Source organism: Roseateles saccharophilus (assembly GCF_004342485.1).
Lineage (GTDB): Bacteria > Pseudomonadota > Gammaproteobacteria > Burkholderiales > Burkholderiaceae_C > Pelomonas > Pelomonas saccharophila.
On the sequence record NZ_SMBU01000005.1, the window covers coordinates 124,302 to 135,627 of the forward strand.

Genomic DNA, 11,326 nt, shown 5'->3' on the forward strand with positions numbered 1-11,326 from the left:
GCGATGATGCCCGAGTCCGGCCGGGCCCCGCCCGCCCCGGCAGGCACGAATCATCGCGGAGGAAGTCGCCAGGGTTATGGGCTCAGTAGGTCCGCCCGCCCTCGAACTGGGCTTGCTGGCGGCTGATGGCCTCGAAGGTGCGATGCGCACGCCTGATGACCAGGCCCAGCGCGGCCGACGATGGTCTTCTTCATCTGCGCGGCCGTGTACTCGCTGACGGCCAGATCCGTGGACACCCGCTGGATGTGGCAGCGGCCCGCAACAGGCGGGCCGCTCCGGGGTGCGCCCTGTCAGTTCACCTTGCCGGCATCGGCATTGCGCTTGTGGACGTCATGCGCCTTCTTGGCCTTGGCTTCGCCGAGTTCCTTGCCCTCCTGGTGGCGGTCGGCGCGGGTGGCGGCCAGGTCGGACTTGGCATGGGCCTCGTTGCGCTTGAGACCGCCGATGTCGCGGTTCTCCTGCTCACGCGCCTTCTCGTCGCGCTGGGCGGCGGCCATGTCGCCACGCTTGATGGCCGCGTCTTCGGCACGCTGATCGGCGTTGCGCTCGCTGCGCTCCGCGGCCAGCCTGCGATCGTCGCGGGCCACGCGGGCCTTGTCAGCGCCGACGCGGGCGTTGTCCTGCGCGATCTCCTTGCGCTGGTACTGGATGTTGCGGTTGTCCTTGTGGATCTGTGCGTTGTCCTGCTTGACCTGGGCCACCGGATCGGGGGCCGAGGCCGGAGCAGTCTGGGCCGACGCCGCGCCACCGAGGGCGAGAGCGATCGTGGCAAGCGCGAAGGAAACGGTGGTCTTCATGAGATGGCTCCGGGAATGAACGGTGGAGGAAGTGTTTTTTGGAAACTCGGCGGGCCCGTGCGATGAACAACGCGCACCCCCCTGTGCCGTTGACCCGAGACGGCTTGCAGACAGCTTGCAGGCTGGCCGCACCGGTGCGAGTCGAGTCAAGGGGAAACACCGGGAGGACGCGCTCAGTAGGTCCGCCCGCCCTTGAACTGGGCGTGCTGGCGGCGAGAGAGCGTCGTGCTGCGGCTCATGGCCTCGAAGCTGACGCGCGCATGCGCATGCATGATGGCCAGGCCCAGCGCGTCCGCCGCGTCCTTCCCCGGCACGCCGGGCAGGTTCAGCAGGCGCTGCACCATGGCCTGGATCTGTTCCTTCTTCGCGTGGCCATGGCCGACGATGGCCTTCTTCATCTGCAGGGCCGTGTACTCGCTGACGGCCAGGTCCGCGGACACCAGCGCCGTCAGCGCGGCGCCGCGCGCCTGGCCCAGCAGCAGCGTGGACTGCGGGTTCACGTTGACGAAGACGATCTCCACCGCCGCGCATTGCGGCTGGTAGCGCGCCGTGACCTCGCGGATGCCGTCGAACAGGATCTTCAGCCGCGCCGGCAGGTCGCCGGTGGCGACGCTGCTGGTCTTGATGGTGCCGCTGGCGACATAGGCGAGGCGCGGGCCGTCGGCGTCGATGACGCCAAAACCGGTCGTCTGCAAGCCGGGATCAATGCCGAGAATTCTCATCGGTGCCCCAGCGGCAACTGGAAGTACCAGCGCACCGAATGAAAGAGCACCGGCGCCGCAAAGCACAGCATGGCGATGCGGTCCAGCAGGCCGACGGCGCCGGTGATGGAGCTGCGGTTGCCCCAGTACAACACGCCGGCGTCCTTCTTCAGCGCCTTCATGACGAGGCCGCCGAAGCCGGCCGCCGCGGCGGTCAGGAAGGCCATGGCCAGGGCCTGGCCGGCCTTGAAGGGCGTGATCCAGAACAGCAGCAGGCCGGCCAGCGATCCGGTCAGCGTGCCTATCCACCAGGCCCGCATCGAGAAGCTGCGGCTGATGTGGCGCGCGACCGGGCGGCGGCGCAGCGTGCGCGTCGCGATCTCCTGCGCGATCTGCGAGGCCGCCACGACCATCACGAGGAAGAACAGCAGGAAGGCGCCGCGGCCGGTGTAGCCGGGGAAGTCCAGCAGCAGCAGAGCCGGCGCATGCGACAGGCCGTAGACGCAGACCATCACGCCCCACTGGATCTTGGCATTGCGCTCGAGGTAGTTGCGCGGGTCGTCGGCCAGCGCGCTGACGATGGGCAGCACGAGGAAGCCGTAGACCGGCAGGAAGACCGTGAACAGGTCGAAGAAGCGCGTGCCGCAGATCATGTACTGCACCGGCAGCAGCACGAAGAAGGCGACGATCAGGGTGCGGTGGTCGCTGCGCTGCGTGTGCATCAGCGTGATGAACTCGCGCAGCGCCAGGAAGGAGAACAGCGCGAACAGCAGCGTCGCGCCGAGCGGCCCGGAGATCCAGGCGACCCAGAACATGCAGCCGCCGATCCAGGCGGCGCGCAGGTCACGGCGCACGCGCTCCCAGGTCAGCTGCGAGGCCAGGCGCGCATCCTCGTCCGCGCGCTCGCGCAGCGAGTTCAGGAACAGCCCCACCGTCAGCAGCGTCAGGAAGCCGAACAGCACGACGAAGAGCAGGGCCACCTGCTCGCTGGTGGTCAGTTGCTTGAGCCAGGAGACCATCAGTCCGGCTCCGCCTCGTGGCCGACCGCGTGCGGATCGGGCCGCTGCTCCATGACCGCCTCGCGGGCGCGGCACAGGAAATCGGACTTGCTCTCGCCCTCGCGCAGCTGGATGGGCGCTCCGAAGGTGACCGTGCACAGGATGGGCACGGGCACGACCTCGCCCTTGGGCATGACGCGCTGCACGTTGTCGATCCAGGTCGGGACCAGCTTGACGTGCGGGAACTGCTCGGCCAGGTGGAAGATGCCGCTCTTGAAGGGCTGGGGGTTGCCCTTGCTGGAGCGCGTGCCCTCCGGGAAGATGACCAGGGAGTCGCCGTTGGCGAGTGCCTCGACGAGGGGCTCGAGCGGGTCTTCGTCGGGGTTGGCGCGCGTGCGGCTGACGTAGATGGCGTTGAAGACCTCGGTCGTCAGCCAGCGCCTGAGGGCGCTCCTGGTCCAGTAGTCGCGCGCGGCGATGGCCCGCGTCTGGGCGCGCAGCTCATGCGGGAAGGCGGCCCAGATCAGGACGAGATCGAAATGGCTCTGGTGATTGGCGATGTAAATGCGCTGCTCGGCAAGAGGCGGGCAGCCCTTCCAGTGGCCCTGCGCGCCGGTGATCAACCGGGCGATGAAGGCGAGCAACTGGCCGGTGAAGGCGGCTAGCGTCATGGGCCGGGATTATCGCGGCCCGGCCCAGGGCTCCCGGTCAGGACTTACCAGTCGCCGCCGCCACCGCCGCTGAAGTCGCTGCCGCCGCCAGCATCGCCGCCGCCCCAGCCGTCGCCGCTGCCGAAATCGACGTCGCGCGAGGCCAGTTCGTCCGCGGCGCCGTTGCCGCCGCCGTTGTCGAAGCTGCCGGGCATCAGGCCGCTGCCGCCGCCGGTGTCGCGCGGGATGCTGCGCTCGTCATGGCCTTCGTGCAGCATCTTCTCGGCCAGCATGCCGGCCGCCACGCCGCCCGCCGCGGCCAGGCCGACGCCCAGCATGCCGGAGCCGCCCGGGGCCGGCGCCGGGCCATAGCCAGGGCCGTAGCTCGGGCCATAACCGCCCGTGGTGTAGCCGGCGCCGGCCATCGCGGGCTGGCTCTGCACGGCCGTGCGGTTGCGCATCCAGCGCGTCACCAGCCAGATGAAGACGACGGCGCCGACGATGAGCAGCCAGACCGGCACGCCGCCGCTGCGCTCGACCGGCGCGGCCCGCATCGGCGGCGGCGCGCTGATGACGGCCGGCGAGGTTGTCGCCTTCGCGGCACCGGCCTGTTCACGCTGCAGCAGCTGCTCGAAGGCGCTGAACTTGGCCGGATCGGCGAACTTGATGGCCGGGTCCAGCGCGCGGGCGCGGTGGGTGTGCTCGGCCGCCTCGTTGAACTGGCGCTCGTGGGCCAGGATCTCGGCGAGCACATAGTGGGCGCGGGCGCTGTCGGGCTTGGCCGCAACCACCTCGCGCATCATCTTCTCGGCACCGGGGTAGTCGCCGCGCTGGGCGGCGGCCTGCACCTCGTCGACGCTCGGCAGGGCCTGGGCCGTGCCCAGCCACAGCGCGGCCAGCAGGCCCAAGCACAGCAGCAGCAATCGGGGGAACTTCATCACAACTCTCCTCAAACCATGAGCCGCGCGCGGCGCGCGCGGGCAGACGGCAGTTTGCGCCCCTGATCTGACGGCGACCGTCACGGTTTCAAGGGCTTACTTGGACAAGTGGCGCATGTTCTCACCTCGCGGCGCCGACGGCGTCCAGCCTGCCGATGCCGGGCGGGCCGCTGCATTGCGCGCCTTCCCCCTGTTCAAGGGTTTGTGCGAGCTTCCGCGCAGCCCCGGTTGGAACGGCGCTATCCCGCGCCCGGTGCGAATCCGACGATGGCGCGACTCGGCACCTTGACCGAGCGGTCACAAAACCCGACGAGGAGACAAGCCTTGCTAACCCAATCTTCAGCGGCCCTGGCCACCCGCCAGCGCCGCCGCCTGCGGTGGCTACCCGCCGCCGCCACACTGGCCCTGGGCTGCGCCGCCGCCCATGCCGCCCCGGCCGAGGATCACCCCTCGCCCGCCAGCACGCACACGGCCGCCGCGCAGGCGGCCCGCGCCGAGCTGCTACGCCAGACCCAGGCCGCCACGCGGCCCGGCGCCCCGCACAACGGCGCCCACGTGGCCAGGCAGGCCGTGCACCCCTCGCAGCTGCCGCTGCGCCGCCAGGACGACAGCCTGCCCAACCGCCAGCGCATCGGCGAGCCCACCAGCGCGGCGCCGACGACGACGCTGCCGCCCGCCAGGGCCGCCGCCATCAAGGCCGCCGTGAAGATCCAGGCGGCCGGCAGCACGCGCCTGCTGGCCGCCACCAACGCCGCGCCCGTCGCCTGCACGGGGCAGGACTTCGTCGGCAGGAACGGCCAGAACCTCATCGGCTTCATCGACGCGGCCGACCTGCGCGGCTGCATGTACAGCCTCTACACCGGCTCCGTGGCGCAGTACCGCACGGTGTTCAGCGACGCCAACATCATCACGGTGTCCAACGAGCTGAAGGCCCGCGCGCTGAACTACCCCGGCGACGACAGCAACCACGCGATGAACCTGCTGTCCTTCCTGCGCACCGCCGGGTACTGGAACTTCATGTCCACCCAGGGCGACGCGGCCAACGGCATCCCGGCGGGCAGCCGCGCGATGATGAACGCCGCGCGCGGCGCCCTGGTTCAGCTGACCGTCTCGCCCAACTTCTACAACAAGACCGAGAGCAACGCCTACTTCGCCAGCGAGGTCTTCAAGACCACGCCGTCGGGCTTTGCCGCCGCCTTCGCGCCGTCCGCCAGGCGCTGGCTGGACCAGACCGACCCGGCCACCGTCGGCATCGGCTACTGGACCGGCGAAACCATCATGGGCGCGATGAACGTGCTGTTCAACGGCAACTTCCAGGCCGACTACCGCGCCGCCGTGCAGAACGACCCGAGCTATGCGCAGAGCCTGAACGCCTTCCTGACGCGCAACCTGGGCCTGATCGGCGGCGGCAACAGCTACCACCTGTCCAACGCGATGGGCGAGCTGATCCGCTTCGTGCAGTACCCGGCCATCGGCAGCCAGGTGCGCGCGCTGGGCGTCGGCCAGATGCCCAATTTCCCGATCTCGTCTGACAACACCATCGACGCCTGGATGCGCGCCGCCGCCGTCGTCGACCAGTACGACGCCGCCAACTGCAATGCCTACGGCACCTGCAACGGCTATGCGCAGGTCGCGCAGCTCAAGCTGCCGATCCGCTATGCCTGCGGCACGCAGTACACGATCCGCGCACAGGCGATGACGGCGCAGCAGCTGGCCGACACCTGCACCAGCGTCACCAACGAAGCCCAGTACTTCTTCGGCCTGATGGGCACCGACGCCGCCCACCCCGTCGCCAACGACAACAACACCACGCTGGAGCTGGTGGTGTTCGACAACTACGGCCAGTACTCGCGCTTCTCGGGCTACCTGTTCGGCAACGGCACGAACAACGGCGGCATCTTCCTGGAAGGCGACCCCGCCGCGCCAGGCAACCAGGCCCGCTTCCTGGCCTTCCGCGCCGACTGGCTGGCCAGCTTCGAGATCTGGAACCTGAACCACGAGTTCACGCACTACCTCGACGCGCGCTACGACATGTGGGGCAAGTTCAGCGACTACCCGCTCTACCCGAACACCAACGGCATCGCGAACCCGTCGGTGTGGTGGATCGAGGGCCTGGCCGAATACGTGTCCTACAGCTACCGCCGCGCCTACTACCCCGATGCCACCTCGCGCGCCCAGACCGCGCCGCTGGCCCTCAGCGACGTGACGGGCAACACCTACGACAGCGGCCAGCCGCGCGTCTACAACTGGGGCTACCTGGCCGTGCGCTACATGCTGGAACGCCAGCCCGCCCAGGACCATGCCTTCGTGCCGATGATGCGGGTGGGCAACTACACGGGCTACAGCGCGCAGATCTCGGCCATCGGCAGCACGCTGGACGCCGACTTCGGCAACTGGCTGAACCAGTGCGTGGCCGGCGGCGACACCACCTCGTCCACCTGCGCCAGCCTGCGCGCCGGCACGCTGCCGCTGGTGCCCGCCTCGGCCATCGGCAACTGCAACCTCGGCTATACCAACCAGTTGGCCAACGGCTGCGCACGCACGCTCACGCCCGGCGGCCAGCTGCAGTTCGCGATCCCGTCGAGCAGCTGGGGCCAGGTGATCTTCAAGCTGAGCCAGGTCAACGGCGCGGTCGACCTCTACGCCCAGGCCGACGGCTGGGCCGGCCCCTCGTCCTATGTCGGCACGGCCAGCAGCACCGGGCAGGACGTGAGCGTCACCGTGCCCACCGGCACCACGGGCTGGACCTATGTGACCGCCGTGCCGCGCGCCGGCTTCGTGTCGGCCACGCTGCGCGGCATGTTCAGCAACCTGCCCATCGCCGCTGCGGCGGACTGGACCGCCGCCCCGGCCTGCACCGACCCGTATGCGCCGGCGCTGAACGCCAGCACCGCCTGCGTGCGCAAGGCCCAGGCCAGCAGCGGCGCGCCGCTGTGGTTCAGCGTTCCCGTGCCTGCGGGCAAGACCGCCATCACCGTGCGCACGGGTCTGGGAAGCGGCAATGCCGACCTCTACGTGCAGGCCAATGCCTGGCCCTCGACCAGCAGCTTCGGCTGCAGCTCCACCGGCAGCGGCAACACCGAGAGCTGCACGCTCACGGGCCTGCAGCCGGGCAGCTATGTCTATGTGATGGTCAATGCGGCCAGCCCGTTCAGCGGCCTGTCCATCGCGGCATCGGCCAACTGACACCCTTCAACGGCGCGGCGCACGGCGCCGCGCCTCCAGCCAGGACACTCCCATGAAACTTTCTTCCTCCGTGGCCTGCCTCGCCGCGCTGGCCGCCCTGTTGGGCGCCACCGGCGCGCAGGCCGGCATCACCTTCTTCAACTCCGAGGCCGCCTTCCTGGCGGCCACCGGCGGCCTCAAGACCGACACCTACGGCGATCTCGCCGCCGGCACCGTCATCGACGGCAGCCTGCAGCGCCCGGGCTACCAGGTCAGCGCGCAGGACGGACTGGAGAACGAGCTCTACGCCACCGGCACCGGCCTCTCCACCAACCGCCCCGACGCCACGCTGGAGTTCGGCGGCTTCGCATCCGACCTGCGCGCCCTGGGGGGCCAGTGGCTCGCCACCACCTACACCGGCGACGCCTGGACCGGCGCGCGGCTGAATCTGGACTTCAGCGATGCGAACGGCAGCCATCAGCAAGTGCTGGACCTCGCCAGCAGCAGCGGCTTCTTCGGCTGGCTGAGCGACACGGTGCTGCAGTCGCTGCAGGTCAGCGTCTACGACAGCAACCTCACGGTCTTCCCGACGGTGCAGAGCTTCAGCCTCGGCTATGCCGCGGGCGACGCGCCGGCCGGGCCGACGACGGGCGGCAGCGTGCCCGAGCCCGCGGCGCAGCTGCTGGTGCTGGCCGGCCTCGGTGGCCTCGCGCTGGCGCAACGCCACCGCAAGCCGCTGCGCTGACATCAAGCCGCCCCGGCTCGGCAATCACGCCAGCGCCGCCCGCCGGGGAGTTTCCAAACCAAGCCCAACCCGCCAACGGAGAAATCCCGATGCCTGCCTTCCTGGCCCGCAGCCTGCTCTGCCTGCTGACCTTGTTCATTCCGTTTTGCGCCTGGTCGGAGGCCGCGCCCCCGCAGCCGCCCCGCACCGAGAACGGGCTGGCGCTGACGCCGCCTATGGGCTGGAACACCTGGAACCGGTTCGGCTGCCACATCGACGAGAAGCTGATCCGCCAGGCCGTGGACGCGATGGTCGAGTCCGGCATGAAGGACGCCGGCTATGAATACATCGTCATCGACGACTGCTGGCAAACCGCCCGCGCGGAAGACGGCACCATCCTGGCCGACCCGCAGCGCTTCCCCTCGGGCATGAGGGCGCTGGGCGACTACATCCACGCCCACGGCCTGAAGTTCGGCATCTATTCCGACGCCGGCAAGCTGACCTGCGCCAAGCGGCCCGGCAGCCGGGGGCATGAATATGCCGATGCCCGCACCTATGCGTCCTGGGGTGTCGACTATCTGAAATACGACTGGTGCTCCACCTACGAGCAGAACGCCAAGTCCTCCTACGAGACCATCAGCGACGCGCTGCGCGCCACCGGCCGCCCCATCGTGCTGAGCATCTGCGAGTGGGGCGTGAACAAGCCCTGGCTGTGGGGCAAGGCCATCGGCAACCTGTGGCGCACCACGGACGACATCTACGACCACTGGGAGGGCATCCACGACTTCGAGCACGGCGTGATGGACATCCTCGACCGCCAGGTGGGCCTGGAGGCCTATGCCGGCCCCGGCCACTGGAACGACCCCGACATGCTGGAGGTCGGCAACGGCAAGATGAGCGACGAGGAATATCGCTCGCATTTCAGCCTCTGGGCCATGCTGGCCGCGCCGCTGATGGCGGGCAACGACCTGGCCGCGATGACGCCGCAGGCCCGGGACATCCTGACCAACCGCGAGGTCATCGCCATCGACCAGGACCGGCTCGGCATCCAGGCCAGCCGCGCGCAGAAGCAGGGCGATCTGGAGGTCTGGGCGCGGCCGCTGGAAGGCGGGGGCCGCGCCGTGGTGCTGCTCAACCGCAGCGAGAAGGCGCAGCCGATCTCGGTGGACTGGGAGACGCTGAACCTGCCCCGCGCGCTGCGCCTACGGGTGCGCGACCTCTGGCAGCACCACGATCTGCCGGCGGCCACGGGCAGCTACAGCGCCGACGTGGCGCCGCACGGCGTCGTCATGCTCAGGCTGGCGCTGTGATCATGAAGCCGGGGGCGCTGCTCGGCGTGCTGCTGTGCCTGGCGGGGCTGCAGCCCGCCGTGGCGGCAAGCGGCGTCCCTGCGCTGGCGCCGCGCTGGCAGGCCGACGGCAATGCCATCGTCTGGCAGGCCAGTGACGCCCACGCCGACCAGCTGGAGATGAGCGGCCGGCAGGTGTCGGCCGTCATCGCCTACGGCCGCGATGCGCAGGGGCAGCTGACACTGAAGCGCACCGTCGTCTGGCCGATGCTGCGCACCCTGCCGGACGACACCCACGCCAGCCTGATGCGCGACTTCGACCGGCGCGCGAGCCCGGCGCTGAGCATCGATGGCCTTCCCGCCGAGCATGAGGTGCTGACGCAGGTGCGCTTCGACGGCCAGCTGCGCCTGGTGTCGGACATCGGCGGCGGCCTGGTGCTGGAGCGCCTGCTGTCGCCCTCGCCCGACGAGCCGGCACTGATCGAGAGGCTGGCCCTGGTCAACACCGGCACGCGGGCGGTGGCCTATCGCTTCGCGCCGCAGGACCAGCGCGAGACGACGGCCGCCGGCGCCGGCACGCACGGCGCCTACGAGATCCAGGCGGCGTCGGAAGGCGGGGCCGGCTCGCTGGCGCCCGGCGCGCGCATCACGCAGGACGTGGTCTACAGCGCGCGGCTGGCCAACGAGATGGTGTTCGTCGATCCAACGGAGGAACTGCGCAAGCGCCGGCAGAAGCTGCAGGGCTGGAACCGCCGGCTGGTGCTGGAGACGCCCGACAAGGCGCTGGACCTGATGTTCGGCTTCGCCAAGATCCGCGCCGCGGAAAGCATCTTCGCGACGCGCGGCGGATTGCTGCACAGCCCCGGCGGCACCCGCTACTACGCGGCGATCTGGGCGAACGACGAGGCGGAATACGCCAACCCCTTCTTCCCCTACCTCGGCGACGCCGCCGGCATCGCCGCCGCGATGAACAGCTACCGGCTGTTCGCCAGCTACATGAACCCGCAGGGCCGGCCCCTGCCCTCCTCCGTCATCGCCGAAGGCCGCAGCTACTGGAACGGTGCCGGGGACCGGGGCGACTGCGCCATGATCGCCTATGGCGCCAGCCACTTCGCGCTGGCGCTGGGCGATGCGCGGCGTGCCGGCCAGCTGATGCCGCTGATCGACTGGTGCCTGAAGTTTTCGCTGGACAAGCGCACGCCGGACGGAGTCATCGCCTCCGACAGCGACGAACTCGAGGGCCGCTTCCCGGCCGGCAAGGCAAATCTCAGCACCAATGTGCTGGCCTTCGGCGGCCTGACGGGCGCGGCCATGCTCAGCGCAGCGCTCGGCCAGCCCGAGGACATCGGCAGGCATTGGCAGCAGGAGGCCGCCCGCCTGCGCGCCGCCATCGACCGCTACTTCGCCGCGCAGGTCGGCGGCTTCGACACCTACCGCTACTACGCCGGCAACGACAGGCTGCGGGCCTGGATCGCGCTGCCGCTGTGCTTCGGCATCGACGAGCGCCGGCCGGGCACGGTGGCCGCGCTGCTGTCGCCGCAGCTCTGGTCGGAGAACGGCGTGCTCAGCGAGGCCGGCGACACCACCTTCTGGGACCGCGCGACGCTGTACGCCTTCCGCGGGCTGATGCAGGCCGGCGAACTGGAGCGGGTCTTCCCCTACTTCGTCTACTACTCGAAGCGCCGCCTGCTGGGCGAGCATGTGCCCTATGCCATCGAGGCCTGGCCCGAAGGCAACCAGCGCCATCTGTCGGCCGAGAGCGCGCTGTATGCACGCGTGGTGACCGAAGGCCTGTTCGGCCTGCAGCCGACCGGCCTGCGCAGCTTCCGCCTCGCGCCGCGCCTGCCGGCCGCATGGCAGCACATGGCGCTCCGGAACATCCGCGCCTTCGGCCTCAGCCATGCGGATGGCGAAGAGCGCGAGCAGGGCCTCGACATCCTGACCCGGCGCTCCGGCAGCGGGCAGCAGGTCGAGGTCTTCCTGCGCGGGCAGCGCATCCTGAGCCGGCATTGGGACGGCAGGGACGCCCTCGGCGTCACGCTGCCCGAGTGACGGGGCGGGCCTG

The 11,326-nt window shown here is 70.0% G+C and carries 9 protein-coding genes; 4 read left to right on the forward strand and 5 right to left on the reverse strand.

What is annotated here, in order from left to right:
• Positions 1 to 290 precede the first annotated feature (290 nt).
• The 5 genes from EV671_RS06355 to EV671_RS06375 form a co-directional block, all read right to left on the reverse strand.
• Positions 291 to 797, reverse strand: coding sequence for a hypothetical protein (locus EV671_RS06355; protein WP_132570455.1), 507 nt, complete (start codon positions 795 to 797; stop codon positions 291 to 293).
• A gap of 173 nt (positions 798 to 970) precedes the next feature.
• On the reverse strand, positions 971 to 1,519 hold the full coding sequence (ruvC, locus tag EV671_RS06360; RefSeq protein WP_132570456.1) for a crossover junction endodeoxyribonuclease RuvC: 549 nt from the start codon (positions 1,517 to 1,519) through the stop codon (positions 971 to 973).
• On the reverse strand, positions 1,516 to 2,517 hold the full coding sequence (locus EV671_RS06365; protein ID WP_132570457.1) for a phosphatidate cytidylyltransferase: 1,002 nt from the start codon (positions 2,515 to 2,517) through the stop codon (positions 1,516 to 1,518). The genes ruvC and EV671_RS06365 overlap by 4 nt, the downstream gene beginning before the upstream one ends.
• Positions 2,517 to 3,167: a lysophospholipid acyltransferase family protein gene (locus EV671_RS06370; protein WP_132570458.1), complete on the reverse strand. Its 651-nt coding sequence runs from the start codon at positions 3,165 to 3,167 to the stop codon at positions 2,517 to 2,519. Before EV671_RS06370 ends, EV671_RS06365 begins: the two co-directional genes overlap by 1 nt.
• Before the next feature lie 44 nt (positions 3,168 to 3,211).
• Positions 3,212 to 4,084: a tetratricopeptide repeat protein gene (locus tag EV671_RS06375; protein WP_132570459.1), complete on the reverse strand. Its 873-nt coding sequence runs from the start codon at positions 4,082 to 4,084 to the stop codon at positions 3,212 to 3,214.
• A 324-nt stretch (positions 4,085 to 4,408) separates the two neighbouring features.
• Between EV671_RS06375 and EV671_RS06380 the strand changes: the two genes are divergently transcribed.
• The 4 genes from EV671_RS06380 to EV671_RS06395 all read left to right on the forward strand — a co-directional run bounded on the left by EV671_RS06380 (position 4,409) and on the right by EV671_RS06395 (position 11,313).
• A complete protein-coding gene (locus tag EV671_RS06380; protein WP_132570460.1) occupies positions 4,409 to 7,270 on the forward strand; it encodes a M9 family metallopeptidase in 2,862 nt (953 codons plus the stop codon).
• Positions 7,271 to 7,322: 52 nt separating this feature from the next.
• Positions 7,323 to 7,994, forward strand: a complete 672-nt coding sequence (locus tag EV671_RS06385; RefSeq protein ID WP_132570461.1) for a PEP-CTERM sorting domain-containing protein — start codon at positions 7,323 to 7,325, stop codon at positions 7,992 to 7,994.
• 89 nt (positions 7,995 to 8,083) lie between these two features.
• On the forward strand, positions 8,084 to 9,283 hold the full coding sequence (locus EV671_RS06390; protein ID WP_207911100.1) for a glycoside hydrolase family 27 protein: 1,200 nt from the start codon (positions 8,084 to 8,086) through the stop codon (positions 9,281 to 9,283).
• A 2-nt stretch (positions 9,284 to 9,285) separates the two neighbouring features.
• Positions 9,286 to 11,313, forward strand: a complete 2,028-nt coding sequence (locus EV671_RS06395; RefSeq protein WP_132570532.1) for a glucosidase family protein — start codon at positions 9,286 to 9,288, stop codon at positions 11,311 to 11,313.
• The last annotated feature ends 13 nt before the right edge of the window (positions 11,314 to 11,326 follow it).

Coding starts and splice junctions, on each gene's coding strand:
- ruvC (WP_132570456.1), bottom strand. CDS start 1,519: ATGAGAATTCTCGGCATTGATCCCGGCTTGCAGACGACCGGTTTTGGC.
- EV671_RS06375 (WP_132570459.1), bottom strand. CDS start 4,084: ATGAAGTTCCCCCGATTGCTGCTGCTGTGCTTGGGCCTGCTGGCCGCG.
- EV671_RS06365 (WP_132570457.1), bottom strand. CDS start 2,517: ATGGTCTCCTGGCTCAAGCAACTGACCACCAGCGAGCAGGTGGCCCTG.
- EV671_RS06390 (WP_207911100.1), top strand. CDS start 8,084: ATGCCTGCCTTCCTGGCCCGCAGCCTGCTCTGCCTGCTGACCTTGTTC.
- EV671_RS06355 (WP_132570455.1), bottom strand. CDS start 797: ATGAAGACCACCGTTTCCTTCGCGCTTGCCACGATCGCTCTCGCCCTC.
- EV671_RS06370 (WP_132570458.1), bottom strand. CDS start 3,167: ATGACGCTAGCCGCCTTCACCGGCCAGTTGCTCGCCTTCATCGCCCGG.
- EV671_RS06395 (WP_132570532.1), top strand. CDS start 9,286: ATGAAGCCGGGGGCGCTGCTCGGCGTGCTGCTGTGCCTGGCGGGGCTG.
- EV671_RS06385 (WP_132570461.1), top strand. CDS start 7,323: ATGAAACTTTCTTCCTCCGTGGCCTGCCTCGCCGCGCTGGCCGCCCTG.